Annotated in this window: 20 protein-coding genes; 15 read left to right on the top strand and 5 right to left on the bottom strand. The window is 40.9% G+C overall.

The genetic code is table 11. From position 1 onward, the window contains the following. Nucleotides 1-13 precede the first annotated feature (13 nt). The 3 genes from LX92_RS15575 (at nucleotide 14) to LX92_RS15565 (ending at nucleotide 2,474) form a co-directional block, all read left to right on the top strand. Entirely contained in the window at nucleotides 14-577 is a 564-nt protein-coding gene (locus LX92_RS15575; protein ID WP_109652617.1) for an RNA polymerase sigma factor, read from the top strand. Then, nucleotides 564-1,304 (top strand): hypothetical protein, encoded by a 741-nt coding sequence (locus LX92_RS15570; RefSeq protein WP_109652614.1) that lies wholly within the window; start codon nucleotides 564-566, stop codon nucleotides 1,302-1,304. Before LX92_RS15575 ends, LX92_RS15570 begins: the two co-directional genes overlap by 14 nt. A gap of 84 nt (nucleotides 1,305-1,388) precedes the next feature. Next, the gene (locus tag LX92_RS15565; protein WP_109652888.1) at nucleotides 1,389-2,474 is read left to right on the top strand and encodes a porin family protein; all 1,086 of its coding nucleotides are present in this window, start codon (nucleotides 1,389-1,391) and stop codon (nucleotides 2,472-2,474) included. A 69-nt stretch (nucleotides 2,475-2,543) separates the two neighbouring features. Here LX92_RS15565 and LX92_RS15560 read toward each other — a convergent pair whose 3' ends face one another. Next, a complete protein-coding gene (locus tag LX92_RS15560) occupies nucleotides 2,544-2,801 on the bottom strand; it encodes a zinc-ribbon domain-containing protein (RefSeq protein ID WP_109652611.1) in 258 nt (85 codons plus the stop codon). A 67-nt stretch (nucleotides 2,802-2,868) separates the two neighbouring features. Between LX92_RS15560 and dnaG the strand changes: the two genes are divergently transcribed. After that, nucleotides 2,869-4,848, top strand: coding sequence for a DNA primase (dnaG, locus tag LX92_RS15555; RefSeq protein ID WP_109652608.1), 1,980 nt, complete (start codon nucleotides 2,869-2,871; stop codon nucleotides 4,846-4,848). Nucleotides 4,849-4,938: 90 nt separating this feature from the next. On the opposite strand, the gene LX92_RS15550 is transcribed toward dnaG, so the two are convergent. Together LX92_RS15550 and nadE are read right to left on the bottom strand one after the other, a co-directional pair. Then, entirely contained in the window at nucleotides 4,939-5,568 is a 630-nt protein-coding gene (locus LX92_RS15550; protein WP_109652605.1) for a response regulator, read from the bottom strand. Between the two features lie 158 nt (nucleotides 5,569-5,726). Further along, entirely contained in the window at nucleotides 5,727-6,515 is a 789-nt protein-coding gene (nadE, locus tag LX92_RS15545) for an NAD(+) synthase (protein ID WP_109652602.1), read from the bottom strand. A gap of 145 nt (nucleotides 6,516-6,660) precedes the next feature. Between nadE and gldB the strand changes: the two genes are divergently transcribed. The 4 genes from gldB (at nucleotide 6,661) to LX92_RS15525 (ending at nucleotide 9,982) form a co-directional block, all read left to right on the top strand. Then, entirely contained in the window at nucleotides 6,661-7,617 is a 957-nt protein-coding gene (gene gldB, locus LX92_RS15540; protein WP_109652600.1) for a gliding motility lipoprotein GldB, read from the top strand. Further along, nucleotides 7,618-7,953, top strand: a complete 336-nt coding sequence (gene gldC, locus LX92_RS15535) for a gliding motility protein GldC (protein WP_109652596.1) — start codon at nucleotides 7,618-7,620, stop codon at nucleotides 7,951-7,953. It begins immediately after the preceding gene. A 195-nt stretch (nucleotides 7,954-8,148) separates the two neighbouring features. Beyond that, complete coding sequence (locus LX92_RS15530) at nucleotides 8,149-9,477, top strand: ATP-dependent 6-phosphofructokinase (RefSeq protein WP_109652592.1); 1,329 nt, start codon at nucleotides 8,149-8,151, stop codon at nucleotides 9,475-9,477. A 136-nt stretch (nucleotides 9,478-9,613) separates the two neighbouring features. Further along, complete coding sequence (locus tag LX92_RS15525; RefSeq protein ID WP_244915938.1) at nucleotides 9,614-9,982, top strand: GTPase; 369 nt, start codon at nucleotides 9,614-9,616, stop codon at nucleotides 9,980-9,982. A 5-nt stretch (nucleotides 9,983-9,987) separates the two neighbouring features. Here the strand turns inward: LX92_RS15525 and yihA are convergent, their stop codons facing one another. Further along, on the bottom strand, nucleotides 9,988-10,602 hold the full coding sequence (yihA, locus tag LX92_RS15520) for a ribosome biogenesis GTP-binding protein YihA/YsxC (protein WP_109652587.1): 615 nt from the start codon (nucleotides 10,600-10,602) through the stop codon (nucleotides 9,988-9,990). Nucleotides 10,603-10,614: 12 nt separating this feature from the next. Further along, nucleotides 10,615-11,379 carry an alpha/beta fold hydrolase gene (locus LX92_RS15515; RefSeq protein ID WP_109652584.1) on the bottom strand — a complete coding sequence of 255 codons (765 nt, stop codon included), beginning with the start codon at nucleotides 11,377-11,379 and terminating at the stop codon, nucleotides 10,615-10,617. 258 nt (nucleotides 11,380-11,637) lie between these two features. Between LX92_RS15515 and LX92_RS15510 the strand changes: the two genes are divergently transcribed. From LX92_RS15510 to murD, 7 genes are read left to right on the top strand one after another with little or no spacing between them, the layout of a single operon-like run. Next, nucleotides 11,638-12,111: a division/cell wall cluster transcriptional repressor MraZ gene (locus LX92_RS15510; protein ID WP_170117870.1), complete on the top strand. Its 474-nt coding sequence runs from the start codon at nucleotides 11,638-11,640 to the stop codon at nucleotides 12,109-12,111. Next, the gene (gene rsmH / locus LX92_RS15505) at nucleotides 12,101-12,994 is read left to right on the top strand and encodes a 16S rRNA (cytosine(1402)-N(4))-methyltransferase RsmH (RefSeq protein ID WP_109652581.1); all 894 of its coding nucleotides are present in this window, start codon (nucleotides 12,101-12,103) and stop codon (nucleotides 12,992-12,994) included. The genes LX92_RS15510 and rsmH overlap by 11 nt, the downstream gene beginning before the upstream one ends. An 8-nt stretch (nucleotides 12,995-13,002) precedes the next feature. Next, nucleotides 13,003-13,323: an FtsL-like putative cell division protein gene (locus LX92_RS15500; protein ID WP_109652578.1), complete on the top strand. Its 321-nt coding sequence runs from the start codon at nucleotides 13,003-13,005 to the stop codon at nucleotides 13,321-13,323. Further along, complete coding sequence (locus tag LX92_RS15495) at nucleotides 13,323-15,329, top strand: penicillin-binding protein (RefSeq protein ID WP_109652575.1); 2,007 nt, start codon at nucleotides 13,323-13,325, stop codon at nucleotides 15,327-15,329. The genes LX92_RS15500 and LX92_RS15495 overlap by 1 nt, the downstream gene beginning before the upstream one ends. Next, complete coding sequence (locus tag LX92_RS15490) at nucleotides 15,326-16,789, top strand: UDP-N-acetylmuramoyl-L-alanyl-D-glutamate--2,6-diaminopimelate ligase (RefSeq protein WP_109652572.1); 1,464 nt, start codon at nucleotides 15,326-15,328, stop codon at nucleotides 16,787-16,789. The genes LX92_RS15495 and LX92_RS15490 overlap by 4 nt, the downstream gene beginning before the upstream one ends. 20 nt (nucleotides 16,790-16,809) lie before the next feature. Beyond that, nucleotides 16,810-18,030, top strand: a complete 1,221-nt coding sequence (gene mraY / locus LX92_RS15485) for a phospho-N-acetylmuramoyl-pentapeptide-transferase (RefSeq protein WP_109652569.1) — start codon at nucleotides 16,810-16,812, stop codon at nucleotides 18,028-18,030. Next, nucleotides 18,031-19,365, top strand: coding sequence for a UDP-N-acetylmuramoyl-L-alanine--D-glutamate ligase (gene murD / locus LX92_RS15480; protein WP_109652566.1), 1,335 nt, complete (start codon nucleotides 18,031-18,033; stop codon nucleotides 19,363-19,365).

Genomic DNA, 19,365 nt, shown 5'->3' with positions numbered 1-19,365 from the left:
CAATTAAACCATTTTGAAGATCATTACAATATATAACAACGAGAAACAACTCATAAAAAAAGCGGCTGCTGGTCATCAGGAAGCGCAGAAGCGACTTTATGAAAAGTTCGCCCCGAAAATGTTGGGGGTCTGTAGGCAATATGTAAAGGACCTGCACTTTGCCGAAGACGTGATGATCGGTGGTTTTCTTAAGGTTTTTAAAAACTTGGGGTCCTTCGGGTTCAAAGGGAGTTTTGAGGGGTGGATTCGCAAGATCATGATACGGGAAAGTATTTCGTATATAAGAAAGCAACAGTTTGTGGTGTATGATGACGAATTATACGAGCGGAACGAGCTTGGGAACAATACCATTTCCACGGATATGGATGTTGAGCATATCCAAATGCTTATCGATGCCTTGCCGGAAGGGTATAAAATGGTTTTTGTGCTCTATGTGGTGGAAGGATACAAACATCAGGAAATCGCTGAGCTTTTACAGATTACGGAAAGCACCTCAAAATCGCAGTTGTTCAAGGCGCGGAAAATGTTGCAGGAGCAGTTGCAACACCAAAATATTATAGGTTATGGAAGTCGATAAGTTTGAAAAACACATAAAAAGGCATCTGAAAGAAAGGGAAATTACCCCTTCAGAAAGTGCGTGGAATACCTTGTCGGAACAACTACCAGTAGTTGCTCCCAAGAAAAAGAATACATTTATCTGGTATAGTGTAGCGGCCGTTTTTATTGGGGTATTGATCATGTCAACACTTTATTTCAAAAGAAGCCAAACACCTTCGGAAACACAAATTCAAGTTGTTGAAACGCCCCAGGAAATCAATGTCCCTAAAAAGGAAGAGAATCTGATGGTGCCGATAAAAGAAGATGATAAGTTGGTTGGGGTAAAAAAGGAAGTAATCCAAAAAGAAAAAACCCTTGTCGCAATCCCGCCAAAAACAAGGATTAACGATGAAACCCAATTCGCCTTAGTTGAAAAGGAAGAAGTTGTCGGTGAAGACTCGAATGTATTAAAAACAAAAACCGAAGAACTTATAGATGCGAAAATCGCGGAATTGGCAACGCAGGTTGGACTTTTGGAAGGTTCTGATCTTCAAGTGACGGATGCGGAGGTAGATTCCTTGCTACGGATGGCCCAAAGGGAAATCTTAGCCGATAAAATCTTTCAAAAAGGGGGTAAGGTCGATGCCATGGCATTGTTGGATGAGGTTGAAAATGAACTCGACCAAACATTCAGGGAGCAGATTTTCGAATCCTTGAAAACAGGATTCCTTAAAGTAAGAACAGCGGTCGCCGATCGTAACAATTAATATTCATCAATCAATCAACGATCTTCTTTAGCCTGCCCTCTATCCATGGGGGCAGGAGAGGAAGGTCCAAAAATCAAAATCAGTATGAGAGTTATTATTATCTATTTAGTAGTGTGGTTTGCCGCTTTTGCAGTTCAGAAAGTCGCTGCTCAGGAAAATGGGGATTATCAACACAAGATTGAAATGCTAAAAGCCAAAAAAGAGCTGATTGGCAAACAGGAAAAGGAAGCATTGAAAATTGAGGTTGAGGAAATCAACAAACGATACGAGAAAAATCAAATAAGCGATGAAGAAGCCAGGATACTTAAGGAATCCGCAGCCAAAAAGAGAGCCTTGAATATAGAAAACCGGATGGCGATCGTGGATAACGAAATTCTCCTATTGGAGCGAAATGATGGGGATGTTCTAGAGGCTGAAACCATTGATAGTACAGGGAATACAGGTTTGGCAATAAGATTGGACCTGACAAGGGGAGATGGGTCTTCCTTTAATTGGGAGAAGCTAAGACGAAAGAAAAAAGAATTGAAATATGATAGGCGAACCTATTCTGATTTTGTGTTGGCAATTGGTCTCAACAATGCCCTGATCGATGGGCAGTCGATAAACGATTCACCTTATAGGATTGGAGGTAGCCGGTTTTTTGAAATGGGCTGGTCTTGGAGAACCAGGATTTTTGAGAATACCAATTTTGTACGATTGAATTATGGATTTTCTTTTCAGTTCAACGGGCTAAAGCCTAAAGACAATCAATATTTTGTTGCTGAAAATGGTCAGGTTGAATTACAGGAATTTGAGTACGAATTAAAGAAATCCAAGTTGAGAATGGATAATCTGGTATTTCCGGTCCATTTGGAATTTGGTCCTTCTAAACTTCATAAAACAGATAAAACCATTCGATATTCTTTAAGGAATCAATTCCGTTTGGGTATTGGTGCTTATGGAGGGTTTAATTTGGGAACCCGTCAAAAATTGAAATATAATCGCAATGGAGATCATGTGAAGGATAAACTTAAAAGAGGGTACAATACCAATGAACTTGTATACGGTTTAAGTGCTTATGTTGGGGTAGAAGGGGTATTATTATATGCCAAATATGATCTTAATCCCATCTTTAAGGATGCCTTGGTGGATCAGCATAACATCTCCCTTGGCCTTCGGTTCGATCTTTAATGAAAAAGAACCCTTGTGGCATAAGCTTCAAGGGTTCTTCTGTTTTTCGTTTCCGTTTTAGGGGGTGTTTTATGCTATGGGGTCTTTCTGTTTTAAAACCTCTTTCATTGCTTCTGTAAACTCATCCTTGTAATATACTCGTTTACAATGGGAACATTCAATCACCTCACTAGTCGATATTTTAAAAAGCTTGATCCAAAATAGGTGAAAGTAATTCGATCGGATGTATGCGGTAAGTGTATTGACCTGTCCACAAAAACTACATTTTAAGTTGTGTAGTTTTCGTATTTTCTCCTTTCCGGGGCGTGTACCAAAGAATAGTATCATCTGCTTAGAATAGATGGGCTAAGATAAGCTAAAATTGACTATTTTTATTGGCTATTTTATAAAACCAATGATTTCAAAATCGACCATAGATAAAGTATATGAAACCGCCCGTTTGGAAGAGGTTATCGGTGATTTTGTGCAATTGAAAAAGTCAGGCTCCAATTTTAAGGGCCTAAGTCCGTTTTCCGATGAGCGGACACCGAGTTTCATGGTGTCACCGGTAAAGCAAATCTGGAAGGATTTCAGTAGTGGTAAAGGGGGTAATGTCGTGGCCTTCCTTATGGAGCATGAGCATTTTACCTACCCGGAGGCAATTAAGTTTTTGGCAAAAAAATACAATATTGAGATAGAGGAGACCGAGCGTACCGATGAACAAAAGCAGGAGGCCAATGAACGTGAGAGTATGTATCTGGTTTCTGAATTTGCCCAGGCCCATTTTGCCCAAATGTTGTGGGAGTCGGAATTGGGAAAGGCTATTGGACTTACCTATTTTAAGGAAAGGGGTTTTACTGATGAGACCATAAGGAAATTTGGTTTAGGGTATTGTTTGGATCAATGGGATGGGTTTACCAATGCTGCCCTGGACAAGGGGTATAAGCTCAAATATCTTGAAAAAACCGGACTTACCATTGTAAAAGAGGATGCCAATAATCCGAATAGCCCTAAGAAATTCGATCGTTTTAAAGGCAGGGTCATGTTCCCAATCCATTCCATGAGTGGAAGGGTGTTGGGTTTCGGGGGTCGAATTTTGACCAATGATAAAAGGGCTGCCAAATATCTAAATTCCCCAGAAAGTGATATTTACCACAAGAGTAAAGTCCTCTACGGGATCTATTATGCCAAACAGTCCATAGCTAAAGAGGACAACTGTTATTTGGTTGAGGGGTATACCGATGTGGTCCAGTTCCATCAAAGGGGAATACACAATGTTGTGGCTTCCAGTGGAACAGCACTAACCCCTGAGCAGATTCGCCTTATTAACCGGTTGACCAAGAATATAACGGTACTGTTCGATGGAGATGCGGCGGGCTTACGGGCATCGCTCCGAGGTATTGATTTGATTCTGGAGCAGGGCATGAACGTAAAGGTTTGTACGTTTCCGGAAGGGGAAGACCCCGATAGTTTTGCGAAGAACAACGAATTGGAGGAAATTACCCAATACCTTGAGGGGAATTCAAAGGACTTTATCCAATTCAAGGCTTCCTTATTGGTCAAGGAAACGGCCAATGACCCTATAAAAAGGGCAGATACCGTAAGGGATATTGTACATAGTATATCCAAGATTCCAGATCGAATACAAAAAGAGATCTATATACAGGAATGTGCACAGATCATGAACATTTCGGAGGCCGTCTTGTTCAATACGCTGGCGCAGATCAGTAAAAAGGATATTGCCGATGCCTCAAAAAAAGTAAAGCAGGAACATAAGGCATTCGATGTCGTCAAAAACGAGCCTTTGCCCCAAAAGGTCGATGTACAGTACGAACTGGAACGTAAGATTATTGAGTTGTTGTTGCTTTATGGCAATCGGCAAGAGAAATTTGAGGATTTGATCTTGAAGGAGAATGAGGAAGGTGATTTGGTTTTGGAACCGGAATCACTTGAATCCAAAGTCTTTGAAAAAATATATTTAGACCTTCAGGATGACGAAATTGAGTTGACCAATCCACAATTCAAAAATATTTATTACCAGTTGATTGAAGCTTTGAACCGGACGGAGGATTTCGCAATCAATACGTTTATTGCTGATTTGGATCAAGAAATGGTCGCCGAGATCTCATCCATTTTAATGGAAGAGGAAAAGTACACCCTACATAATTGGGAAAGTAAGGATATTTATCCCAAGGATAAGAAAATCGGGGTAGCCCAATTGGTTAGCGAGACGATTTTGACACTGCGTTGTTATCTGATCAAAAAAAGAATGGAGGCTTTGCAAAATAGTACTGAGGATAGCACGATAGACAATAGGGAAACCCTAGAGGAAATCATGAACTATTTGCAACTGAACAAGTTATTGAATAAAAAATTGAATAGGGTCCTTTCCTGATTTCGGACTATGGGTTGAATGTAGTCCCAATAAACAAAAAAGCCCCGACCGGTCAGTCAGGGATTTCTTACATATTTTAACCGTTAGTACCTAGTACAATTCCAATGCTTTGGCTTGTTGTAATAAGTCGACCATGTTATCTACATTCAATTTTTTCATTAGTCGGGCTTTATAGGTACTTACCGTTTTTTCATTAAGATTAAGTCCTAGGGCAACATCCTTGTTACGTTTTCCACTCGCTAATAATTTAAGGACCTCAACCTCTCTTGTAGATAATTTTCTAAAGAATCTACGGGGTTTTTGGGTTCCTTCATCAAAAGCCAGACGTTGTGCAAGTTCATTGGTGATGAACATGTTTCCTTCACTGACCTTCTTAACGGCTGAAATGATGTAGTCTACGTCAGAAGCCTTGGAAAGGTAGCCGAATGCACCAGCCCTAATGGTACTGAGGGCATAAACATCCTCAGATTGTCCACTGTACATTAATACTTTTACATCAGGATATTCTTTTTTCATCCTTCTTAAAGTGGCGATACCATTGATTTCAGGAATGTCCATTTCTAACATTACCACATCAGGGGAGGTTGTTTCAAGCTTGTTAAAAAGCTCCGAAGTAGTTGAAACATCATCTATAACCTCAAATCCACTTGCATTGTTCAATACTTGTTTAACACCCATTCTAATAATAGGATGGTTATCCGCAATTAGCACTTTAATCATTTTGTTAAATTTTTTCTAGAAATTTTACCAAGTTGGTTGTGTTTAAATACTGACACGTAATGTAGTGGTAATTTCTCTAATTTAATAGGCAAATTTCAATTTATTTAATGAAACAATGCATTATACTCGTCTTATGTGCTTGATTTTTAGTTAATCGGTTATTTCAGGTCATTCGGTATAGTGCAAACTGGTATGGGTTGCATTTTATGTTGATTGGCTGCGTTCAATCTTTTGAAAATACTGAAGACTTGTTTTTTTCTGTCAGAAAATTCAGAGACAGTCCTTCCTTCGTCATTCATTTTCATGGCCCATTCCAATTCAGGGTAAGAGGCCCCGATTTGATCTTCGTCGGTACGGTCATCCCCCCAAAGTCCGTCGGTTGGCGGTGCAACTACAATATCTTGGTTGACACCCAAAAAACGGGCGATATCATATACTTCGGTTTTCATAAGGTCCGCAATAGGGGATAGGTCTACCCCGCCATCACCATATTTGGTATAGAAACCAACCCCAAAATCCTCGACCTTATTTCCTGTACCGGCGACCAAATAACCGTTTAAAGCGGCAAAATAGTATAAAGTGGCCATGCGTAACCTGGCCCTTGTATTGGCGAGTGACATAAAACGGTCTTCTTCATTTTCCACGGCTGGTAGTGCAGCAATAAGGCTATCGAAAACAGGGGTGAGGTCAACCGCCTGACGTTTTACGTTTTCAAAATTGCCAATTAGCCAATCTATGTGGTGTGAAGCTCTGGTTTCTTGACTTTCGGCTTGGTGTATGGGCATCTCCAGACAAAGCAGGTCCAGCCCCGTTTTGGCACAAAGTGTAGAAGTGACCGCGGAGTCTATTCCTCCTGATATACCGATGATGAATCCTTTGATTCCGGCTTTGTCTGCATAATCCTTAAGCCAGTCAACAATATGGTCGATTACTTTTTCGGTTTTCATGAAATATTTTATTTGGTTAAAACAACTAACTTTGCCCGATAAAAATAAAGCCTTACAGGTTAAGATTAAAATTTAAAAGATCTTTCTTTGAAATGGTACAAACCATTTTTTGTTCGTTAAAAGAAAAAATCAAAATTTCAATTAAATGAAAAAGTCGTTTTATTTACTGGTATTGTTAACGTTTGTCGTCATGGGTTGTAAAAATGAGGATAAAATTGAGGCAGAAGTAAAAAAAATACCCTTGGTTGTCCAGGTTTCACGATTCGATAACGAATTTGCAAAAGCGACACCATCCGATATTCCCAAACTAAGAAAGGAATATCCTTATTTCTTTCCTGCACCGGATAGTGTGTGGGTGGCAAAATTGCAGGATTCCCTTCAAATTGAATTGCGGGGCGAGGTCATGGATGAATTCAGTGATTTCGAAAACGAGGTTGCAGATATTGAATTGCTTTTTAAGTATATAAAATATTACTTTCCAAAGTATTCCGCACCTAAGATAATAACGGTGACCAATGACGTTGATCATGAGAACCGGATAATTTTGACAGATACTCTTTTGTTGGTAGGATTGGATAATTATTTGGGGGCGGATCATAGATACTATACCGGAATACAGAAATATATCGCTGCTGGCATGGATCGGAAGTATATCGTTAGTGATATAGCCAATGCTTATGCCCAGAAGATCGTTCCTCGATTGCAAGGGCGTACTTTTTTAGATCGTATGATCTACTACGGTAAGATCTTGTACCTTAAGGATAAAATAATGCCTTTTCAAACCGATGGGCAGAAGATCAATTATTCCGAAGATGAATTGGCTTGGGCAATGGCCAATGAAGAACCTATGTGGAGGCATTTCATTGAACGGGAATTACTCTATAGTACCGATAATAAATTAACCTTGCGATTCTTGGATCCAGCGCCTTTTTCAAAATTCGGATTGGAGTTGGATAATGAATCCCCAGGGCGATTGGGTCGTTATGTAGGTTGGCGGATTGTGCGGTCCTTTATGAATAAAAACGAGGTGTCTTTGCAACAACTCATGAACCTTCCTGCAGAGGATATATTTAAAAAATCCAATTACAAACCAAATAAATAAATGGCAAAATTACATACATCAGAGATACGTTTAAAAGTGGGATTGGATGAGAATCGGGTCCCCGAAACGCTTACGTGGTCCGCAGAGGACGGCGGAATAGACAATGAAGAGGCCAAGGCGATGATGCTTTCTGTTTGGGATAGCAAGAATCAGGAATCCCTGAAAATCGATCTTTGGACCAAAGATATGCCGGTAGATGAGATGAAGGTCTTTTTTCATCAAACGCTGGTGTCCATGTCCGATAGCTTTATGAAAGCCACCCAGGACGAAAAAATGACGGCTACCATGAAGGATTTTTGCGAATATTTTGCCGAAAAACTGGAATTGAACAAATAAAGCGTTTGGCTAATGGGGATTTAGGAAGGGTAGTCGTATTGTGCTAATGCGTTTTAGTTATATATATCCTATATACCCAAAAACCTCAAAAAAAAGCAAAATTTAGTATAAGATTGATTTGATTCAGTGCGAGAATTTTAAGCAATTGTAGTACTTTTGAAGCTTGTTTTAGTTACAACAATAAACTATCGAAATATGGAAGACGTAGAGAAATTTGATATCGATGTTTTAGGCGAAGCACAATATGAATCGCCTTTGGGATTAAGTAAAAGGAAGGGTGATGATATCTTTAACTTTGTTACCGATAAGGATAGGGTTTTACGATACATCTCTTTAAATGACCACAATAATTGTATCAAGGGTGAACAGGAGCCTGTTGCTCTTGAGAAAGCAGGTCCTAGGGAAAAAATATACTTCAATACTAAAAAAACCAAAGCAGCCATCGTTACCTGTGGTGGTTTGTGTCCTGGGATCAATAATGTGATACGTAGTTTGGTTATGGGATTGCATTATTTTTATGAGGTTAAGGAAATACTAGGGGTACGTTATGGTTATGAAGGTTTGATTCCTTCTTATGGTCATGGTTTTGTTGATTTAACTCCGGAATACGTAAAAGATATACATCAGTTCGGGGGAACCATCTTGGGTTCTTCAAGAGGGGGTCAGGACGTAAGTGCCATGGTAGACACCCTATATGATAATGGAATAGACATGTTGTTCGCCATTGGGGGTGACGGTACGTTGAAAGGTGCCAATGCCATTGGCGAGGAAATTGCCAAGCGGGGATTGAATATTTCAATCATCGGTATTCCCAAGACTATTGACAATGATGTCAGTATCATAGACAAGACATTTGGTTTTGAAACCGCATATCATGTGGCAAACCCGATTATCAGGGATGCGCATAATGAGGCAACAGGTGCTTACAATGGTATCGCCATTGTAAAACTTATGGGGCGCGACAGTGGGTTTATCGCTGCATCGGCGACAATTTCAATGCCTGTCGTCAATTTTGTTCTTGTGCCCGAAATGCATTTTGAATTGGAAGGGGAGAATGGCTTTTTGGAAACCCTCAAAAGAAGATTGGACACCAAACAACATGCGGTTATCGTTGTGGCAGAAGGTGCGGGTCAGAATTTATTCAATAAGGACGGGAAGGATAAAGTTACCGATGCTTCCGGAAATGTGCAACATGATGATATTGGGCTCTTACTGAAAAGTGAAATTTCAGCCTTCTTCAAGAAATTGGATTATGAGGTGACCATTAAATATATCGATCCTAGCTATATTATCAGAAGTGCTCCTGCCAACCCTGGGGATAGTGTATTTTGTAGTGGTTTGGCCTATCATGCTTTGCATGGTGCCATGGCTGGTAAAACAAAATTCGTAGTGGGTAGGGTGAACAATCAATATGTTTACCTTCCTATTTCTGCGGTTACCACCACAAGGAAGAAAATCAACATGGAAGGTGGTTTCTGGTTTGCGGCCCTTGAAAGTACCGGGCAACCCTTTGAAATGCGATAATACCTAAGTTGTCTTTTCGTAGGGGGATGTTGTTGTTGGGTCGGTCGGCTTCCTATTTTTTTAGGCTGTAAGTTTTTTTGGTTTTTAGAGACCTAAAAGGTACAGCAATAAGCCTATGGAGTCAAAAAACAAGGGAGTGTCAGATCAAGAAAGATTGATTTTTATCTATAATGCGGATTCAGGTATTCGCAATAAGATATTCGATAGTGCCCATAAAATTTTCAGCCCGGATACGTATGCATGTAATCTTTGCGATATTACCTATGGGGTATTCTCGGAAAAGAAGGCGTGGAAGGAATTCAGGGAGAATTCCCCATTGCAAATGGAGTTTCTGCACAAAGACGAATTTAAGGCATTATATGCATCGAAGTTTGGGTATAAGTTCGATTTCCCTGTGATATTGATTGGCTCAAAAGGTGGCTTCGAGGTTCTTGTTTCGAAGGATGAATTGGATAAACTAGAAAGTCCCGAAGGATTAATGCACTTGATTACGGCTAGAATATAAGGCCGTTATTTGGTTTCCTTGAAGTACTGTTCGTTAATTTCGTCGATGTATATAAGGAGCTCATCACGACCGATGTTTTTAGAGGATGAGGTTACAAAATGGTTCGGGGCTTCTTCCCAAGCCCCAGCCGTCAATTCTTTTAAATAGTTGGCTACGTTTTTTTCAATAATCGCAGGTTTCAATTTATCGGCTTTGGTGAATACAATACTGAAAGGAACCATATTCCCGCCCAAGTATTCCATAAACTCCATGTCGATGTTCTGGGGTGAATGACGAATATCAACCAATACAAAGGCACTCACCAATTGTTCCCGCTTTAAAAAATAATCGGTAATGTATTTTTGAAAAGTTTTTTTGTCCCTTTTGGATACACGGGCATAGCCATATCCGGGTAAATCAACTAAAAACCAATTCCCATTGATTTTAAAATGGTTGATGAGTTGTGTTTTTCCTGGCCTACCGGAAGTTTTGGCCAAACTTTTGCGTTCGGTCAACATATTGATCAAGGATGACTTGCCAACGTTGGACCTCCCAATGAACGCATATTCGGGTAGGGGTTCATTCGGACATTTCGCAACATCTGAATTGCTCATAACGAAGTCGGCCGACTTGATTTTCATGGGGTATGGGGTTTAGAAATTCCGTTTCTCTAACCAAGCATCGAGAATGTCGTTAAATTGGTCGGGATGTTCCATCATAGGGGCATGGCCGCATTTCTTGATCCAGAAAAGATCGGAGTCGGGCAGCAGTTCATGAAATTCCTTAGCGACATTGGGAGGGGTTACGGAATCGTTCTCTCCCCAAATTATGCATGTCGGGGTATTCATCTTGGGTAAATCCTTGGACATGTTGTGTCTAATGGCACTTTTGGCAATCGCCAATGTCTTTACCAGTTTAACCCTATCATTGACCGTTGCGAAAACCTCGTCAACAATCTCTTTGGTGGCTACTGCCGGATCGTAAAATACGTCCTGCGCTTTTTTCTTTATAAATTCGTAATCCCCGCGTTTTGGATAACCATCGCCCATAGCGCTTTCATATAGGCCTGAACTACCGGTAATGACCAGGGCCTTTACCATATCAGGATATAGTTTGGTGTGCAGTAAGCCAATATGTCCACCAAGGGAGTTCCCTAAAAGAATGACATCCTTTAATCCCTTGAACTCAATGAATCTTTCTAGGTATTTGGCAAAACTTTTGACGTTGGTCTTCAACAACGGCATGGTGTATATCGGGAGTTCTGGAATCAATACTTTGTATCCTTTTGGGGGAAAATGTTCAGAGACGCCCCTGAAATTGCTCAACCCTCCCATAAGACCATGCAAAATAATAATGGGGACTCCCTCTCCCTTCTCTATATATCGATATTTGCCCTCTGTAATAATTTGTTCTTCCATTAAGAATTCTTCTGGTCTTAATGAACAAAGATAGGCAATTCCTTAAAATACGCCTTCATTGCTCCCTTAGTATTTAGTGCATATCTGCATACAAAGTCGTGATTGTTTTTTCTATTGGAGCCAACTATTGATCGGGTAAGGTGCGATTATATGTGGGTTCAAAAGGCATGAACTTATCAACAAAGTGGTAAATAGTGGTAAATTGTGGTAATAAATTCTATATATTTGAGTTTTAAATAGAGAAACCAGCACTTTAGCGTGATAAATTTTAACGAAGCATATTATTGTAAAGCAGATGCCAAAGGTAGGGTAATGCTGCCTTCTGCCCTAAAAAATAGGCTTTTGCCTGTTTTGAAGGATGGCTTCGTCCTAAAGCGTTCGGTGAGCGGTGCATGTTTGGAACTTTGGCCCATGTCCCAATGGGATGAGATGATGCTTAAGATCAAAAAACTGAATCGCTTTGTAAAAAAGAACAATGATTTCATCCGGATTTTTATGGCGGGTGTCAAAGAGGTGGAGATTGATAATGCGGGTAGGTTGTTGATTCCCAAAAACTTAATGTCAATTGCAGGTATTGTTAAGGAAATAGCCTTGAGTCCTTCTGTTGATATTATAGAAATATGGGATAAGGATAGTTATGAGCAGGCCATTGAGATTACCGATGAGGAATTTGAGGTCTTGGCTGAGGATGTAATGGGTGGTTTAGGTGAAAATATTCCCGATGTATCATAATCCTGTACTTCTAAAAGAATCTGTTGATGGCTTGGCCATCAAGGAAAACGGGGTTTATGTGGATGTGACCTACGGTGGAGGTGGGCATTCCAGAGAGATTTTGGAAAGGCTTGGCCCTGAAGGGAAATTGCTTGCATTTGATCAGGATGAAGAGGCTTTGGTGAATAAGATTGATGACGAAAGGCTGGTGTTGATCAATGAGAATTTTAGGTATATAAGACAGTTTTTAAAGTTCTATGGCATTCGGAAAGTAGATGGTATCCTGGCTGATTTTGGGGTTTCGTCGCATCAGTTCGACAAGGCGGATCGAGGGTTTTCTACCCGGTTCGATGCTGATCTGGATATGCGAATGAGCCAAAAGGGGCTTGTTTCGGCCTATGATGTGGTCAATGGTTATCAGTACGATGATTTAAGAAGGGTCTTGTTTCAATATGGTGATTTGCGAAATGCAAATGCCATGGCCAATAGGATCATAGAAAGTAGGGCGGAGGCACCCATAAAGACTTCGGCACAATTAAAAGGGGTTTTGGGAAGGTTTTTGCCAAAACATAAGGAACATAAGATACTGGCCCAGATCTATCAGGCGATTCGTATAGAAGTGAATCAGGAGATTGAGGTGATCAAGGAGTTTTTGGGGCAGGTACCCGAATTATTGGTCCCGGGAGGAAGGTTGAGTGTCATCAGTTATCATTCCCTGGAGGATCGCTTGGTGAAACGATTTATAAGGGCTGGACTTTTCGAGGGTGAGCCTGAAAAGGATTTATATGGGAATATCGATGTTCCCTTGAAAAAAGTTGGAGGATTGATCGTGCCATCGAAAGAAGAGATAGTAAAGAACAACAGGGCACGGAGTGCAAAATTAAGAATAGCGGAACGTATTTGAACACATAAATGAAAAAAGGGATTTTAGACGTACTCAGAGGTAAGTTTTTGGTGAGTGGTGACGCTCCTAAACATTGGTTGTTTATAATTTTTATTTCGTTTTTGGCTACGGTTATGATAGGAAGTTCCCATAGTGCCGATAGAAAAGTACATCAGATAGCGGCTTTGAACGAGGAAGTAAAGGAGCTCAGGAGTGAATTTGTAGATCTGCGTTCGGATGTGCAGCGTTTAAAGTTGGAATCCACAATCACCAAAATTGTTGAAAGTAAAGGGTTGTTTCCCTCAGAGACACCACCAAAAAAAATAAAGGTAAAATCAGTTAAGGAGTAATGGCAGTTACCGAAAAGAGCATATTGAACAGATTATACATTGTGGCGGGATTTCTTTTCCTGTTCGCTTGTGCTGTGCTCTTTAAGTTGGTGAGTATTCAGTTGGTTCATGGCGATAAGTACAGGGACCTGGCGCATAAACGAACAGAGCGAATGTTTACGATTGCCCCGAACCGTGGTAATCTGTATTCCGACGATGGTAGTTTGTTGGCTACTTCAGTTTCAAAATATACCATTCGCTTTGATGCGGTAACGGTTAGTGATGCTGATTTTAAGGCAAATGTGAAACCTCTTTCCGAAGCACTGGCAAAACTAACGGGAAAATCATCGTCCCATTACCAACAACTCTTGCGTAAGGCCAAGGCCAATAAAAACAGGTACACCCTACTGGTGCGTAATCTGGATTATTCAGAATATATGGATGTGAAGGGTTTTCCGTTGTTGCGCAAAGGACCTTATAAGGGAGGCTTGATCGTTGAACAAAAAACTGTGAGGGAACACCCTTTAGGGAAAATTGCTGAACGTAGCGTAGGCTATGAGCGCAAGGATGAAAACGGCTATTATACCCGAGTGGGTCTTGAGGGGGCTTTTGGTCAATACCTAAGAGGGGTAGAGGGTAAGCGTTTAAAGCAAAAAATTGCCAAAGGTCAATGGAAGCCCATAGGTATGGATAATATCGTTGAGCCAAAAGATGGCTACGACGTTATTTCAACCATTGATATCAATATACAGGATATTGCCCACCATGCCTTGTTAAAGCAACTGGAACATTATAAGGCCGATCACGGCACCGTGATAGTCATGGAGACCAAAACAGGTGAGGTAAAGGCTATTTCCAATTTAGGTAGAACCCAAGAGGGTAGGTATTACGAAAGATTGAATTATGCTATTGGGGAATCCCATGAACCGGGGTCTACATTCAAACTAATGAATTTGGTCGCGGCTTTGGACGATAAGGTCATCGATACCAGTTCGGTGGTCGATACCGAAAAGGGATATTGGAAAATCTATAATCATAGGGTTAAGGATTCCAAACATGGGGGTTATGGTAAAATTTCAATTGCCAAGGCTTTTGAGGTTTCTTCGAATACGGCCTTTGCGAAAACCATTCACAATGGATATAAGGAGAACCCTTCAAAATATGTAAATCATCTTCTTAATATGGGAATTGGGACCGAGTTGGGGCTGCCTATAAAAGGAGAGGGTAAGCCGGTGTTGCGATCTCCAGGTGATAAGGGGTGGTCTGGACTTTCATTGGCGCAAATGGCCTATGGTTATGAGATTTCAATGACACCCTTACAGGTCTTAACGTTTTATAATGCCATTGCCAATGATGGGGAAATGGTGAAGCCACGGTTGATCAAAGAAGTAAAGGAATGGAATAGGACTGTTGTGAAATTTGAGAAGGAAGTCATCAATCCTTCCATATGTTCCAAGGAAACAGTGGCCAAAGTGCAACAGTTGTTGAAGGATGTGGTTGAGAAAAAACACGGTACGGGACATAGGTTGTACTCCCCGAATTTTTCAATGGCAGGAAAAACAGGTACTGCACAGAAGGATTATGTTTCGAAGGATCCAGACAAACTAAAGTATATCTCAACCTTTGCGGGGTATTTCCCGGCAGAGGAGCCTAAGTACTCCTGTATCGTAGTCATTCATGAGCCCGATAAAAGTGTGGGGTATTACGGGGCCGATGTTTCCGGTCCGGTTTTTAAATCCGTGGCACAAAAAGTATATGCCACCAATCCTTTGATCGATGAGGTGGAAATGATGAAGGGAGAGGATGAACAATTGGAGCAATCATATCAGAAGTACTATGCCGAAGCCCAAAAAAAATACAAGAAAGTACCTAACGTAAAAGGAATGAGTGGTATGGATGCCATCTCTATTCTTGAAAATCTCGGGATAACCGTGGAGATTAAGGGCAATGGCAAGGTAAAGAAACAATCCATCTCCCAAGGGACGGATATTAGTAAAGTGGAAAAGATAATACTGGAACTTTCGTGAATTTATTAAAAGACATATTATTTGGGGTTAGCCTCTCGGCAGTTAGTGGTTCTACCAATACCATGGTCAATGCCATTACTTTCGATTCGCGAAAAGTGGGCTTGGATGATGTTTTTGTTGCGATAAAGGGAACATTGACAGATGGTCATAAGTATATAGAAAAGGCTATTGATTCGGGGGCGGTATGCATTGTTTGTGAAACCATGCCCGAACAAATAGTGGATGGGGTGACCTATGTTGAGGTGGACAATGGAAACAAGGCTCTGGCCATAATGGCTTCCAATTATTATGGCAACCCATCGAAGAACTTGAAATTGGTGGGTATTACCGGAACCAACGGTAAAACGACCATTAGTAGTCTATTGTATAGGTTGTTCAAGAAAGCCGGTTTTAAGGTAGGTTTGATATCTACCATAAAAATCATGGTCGATGACAAGGAATATGCGACCAGCCATACCACTCCGGATGCACTGACCATCAATGAGCACTTGGCGCTTATGAGTGCCGAAGGTGTTGAATTTTGTTTTATGGAGGTGAGTTCCCATGGGATCCATCAAAAAAGAACGGAAGGTTTGGTGTTTGAAGGTGCTATTTTCACCAATCTCACCCATGATCATTTGGATTACCATAAAACCTTTGCCGATTATCGGGATACCAAAAAATCCTTGTTCGACAATTTGTCCAATAAGGCGTTTGCATTGACCAATATCGACGATAAGAATGGGTCGGTAATGTTGCAGAATACCAAGGCCAGAAAATTCACCTATGCCTTAAAATCCTATGCGGATTATAGGGCGCAGATATTGGAAAGTCAATTCGATGGCCAACTGTTGAGGATAGATGAAGATCAGTTATGGACCAAACTTATAGGTAGTTTCAATGCCTACAACGTCTTGGCCATATATGCCACGGCAGACCTATTGGGTCTTGAAAAATTGGAAACACTTCGTTTGCTGAGTGAATTGGATAATGTGGACGGCAGGTTCCAATATTTTATATCAAAGGAAAAAATTACGGCAATAGTGGATTATGCCCATACGCCGGACGCCTTAAAAAATGTGCTCGAGACAATTGACACATTGAGGACTGGAAATGAAAACGTCATCACCGTTGTGGGGTGTGGTGGCGACCGAGACAAGTCTAAGCGTCCGGTAATGGGCAAAATCGCTTCCCAAATGAGTAGCAAAACCATTTTCACCTCGGACAACCCGAGATCGGAATCACCCACGATGATCATAGAGGAAATGGAAGCTGGGGTAGAACCTCAGAACGTAAGGAAGATATTGTCTATAGAGAATCGTAAACAGGCCATTAAAACGGCATGTCAATTGGCACTTCCCAAGGATATTATCCTAATTGCCGGGAAAGGGCATGAAACCTATCAGGAAACCAATGGGGAACGGATAGATTTTGATGATTTTAAAATAGTAAGGGAAGTATTAAGGGCATTGGATAAATAATTGAATTAAGCATACCAGGAATGTTATACTATTTGTTTGACTACTTAGAAAAAGAATACCAGTTGCCAGGGGCAAGCCTATTCGGTTTTATCTCCTTTAGGGCGGTCATGGCCATTCTTTTTTCTTTGGTTATCGCCACCGTATACGGTAAAAAAGTGATCCTCTTGTTGCAACGTAAGCAAATAGGGGAAAGTATACGGGATTTAGGATTGCAAGGTCAGGAACAAAAAGCGGGTACCCCGACAATGGGAGGTTTGATTATCATTATGGCGACACTGATTCCGGTGTTGTTGTTTGCCGATATCCTCAATGTTTATGTTATCCTTTTGATTGTGACCACCCTTTGGATGGGGGTCATAGGTTTTATAGATGATTACATCAAAATATTTAAAAAAGACAAAAAAGGGCTGAAAGGAAAATTCAAGATTTTGGGCCAAGTGGTTTTGGGGCTGATTGTGGGTGCCACACTATATTTCCACCCCCAAGTAACCATGCGTGATCATGATAAAAGTATCATCACCAAGCAATATGAGGTAGAGCATGTAAAAGGTATGGATATCAAATCAACAAGGACAACGGTTCCATTTATTAAGAACAATGAGTTCGATTATGGTAACCTTATCGCATGGGCCGGTGAGGGGGCAAAGGATTATGTTTGGTTGATTTTCATTCCTATGATCATTTTGATTGTTACTGCCGTTTCAAACGGGGCCAATCTTACCGATGGTATAGATGGCTTGGCCGCGGGTACATCGGCAATAATCGTATTCACCCTAGGTATTTTTACTTGGGTGTCGGGTAATATTATTTTTTCGGACTACTTGGATATCATGTATATCACCGGCGTTGGTGAATTGTTGGTTTTTGTAACGGCATTTGTAGGGGCCTTGGTCGGTTTCCTATGGTACAATGCCTTTCCTGCGACGGTATTTATGGGAGACACGGGAAGTTTGACGATTGGTGGGGTCATAGCCGTTATAGCGATAATCATACGTAAGGAATTGTTGATACCTGTATTATGTGGAATATTCTTCGCAGAATCTATTTCCGTGATGCTACAGGTAGGATATTTTAAATACACCAAGAAAAAGTTGGGGGAAGGGAAGCGAATATTCTTGATGGCCCCATTGCATCATCATTATCAGAAAAGGGGATACCATGAAAGTAAGATCGTTACCCGGTTCTGGATTGTAGGGATCATGCTTGCCATTATAACGGTTGTTACCTTAAAAATACGCTAGATGGCGCGCTTGGTAATCCTTGGTGGAGGGGAAAGTGGGGTAGGTACCGCTATTTTGGGATTAAGGAAAGGATACGAAGTCTTTGTTTCGGATAAAGGAGAAATAAAGCGGGAATATAAGAACGTTCTTGAACATTATGGGATCGATTGGGAAGAGAAAAACCATTCCAAGGAAAAAATATTGAATGCCGATGTGGTCATGAAAAGCCCAGGTATACCCGATACGGTTTCCTTGATTGTTGATCTGGTAGACAAAGGTATACCTGTTATTTCCGAGATTGAATTCGCATCACTATTTACCGATGCGAGGATTATTGGGATTACGGGGAGCAATGGGAAGACCACCACGACAATGCTCACCCACCATATTTTAAAGGGAGACGGTTTAAATGTTGGTATGGCGGGTAATATTGGCGATAGTTTCGCCAAGATGGTGGCTGAAAAAGTATGCGAATGCTATGTTTTGGAAATAAGTAGTTTTCAGTTGGATGGCATCGTTGATTTTAAACCACATATAGCTATTTTAACGAACATTACCCCTGATCATTTGGATCGCTACGATTATAAATTTGAGAATTATGTGGCTTCTAAATTCAGGATAGCGAAGAACCAGACGGATGGGGATTTTTTGATTTACGATGCCGATGATGAGGTAATCGAGTCTTGGTTGGCCAAGCACCCGGTCAAATCCATAGTAATGCCGTTTTCAATTCAAAAGGAATTGGAACAAGGGGCTTTTTTAAAGGACAATGAAATAGTGATTAAGATTAATAACGAGATAATAAAAATGAAAACGAGCACACTGGCACTGGAAGGAAAACACAATTTAAAGAATACCATGGCGGCATCACTGGCGGCCAAACTTGTAGGAATCCGTAAGCAGACCATACGGGATTGTGTAGCCAATTTCCAAGGAGCGGAACATCGATTGGAAAAGGTGCTGAAAATTCAGCATGTGCAGTATATCAATGACTCCAAGGCTACGAATGTTAACGCTACCTATTTTGCGTTGGATAGCATGAGCGCGCCAACGGTTTGGATTGTTGGTGGGGTTGACAAGGGAAACAATTACAAGGAGTTGATGCCCTTGGTACGGGAAAAGGTGAAAGCCATTATTTGTTTGGGTACCGATAATTCGAAGATTGTGGATGCATTTGGCAATGTCGTCGATTTATTGGTGGAAACCTACGCTATGGAAGAAGCGGTGAAGGTCGCATATAAAATAGCGGAACGAGGCGATACTGTTTTGTTGTCCCCGGCCTGTGCAAGTTTTGATTTGTTCAAAAATTACGAGGACAGGGGAAACCAGTTTAAGGAAGCGATTAAAAATTTATAA

Origin of the sequence: Maribacter polysiphoniae (genome assembly GCF_003148665.1) — a bacterium.
GTDB lineage: Bacteria > Bacteroidota > Bacteroidia > Flavobacteriales > Flavobacteriaceae > Maribacter_A > Maribacter_A polysiphoniae.
The sequence above is the reverse complement of the archived record's forward strand: the minus strand, read 5'-3'. Positions and strand labels throughout refer to the sequence as shown.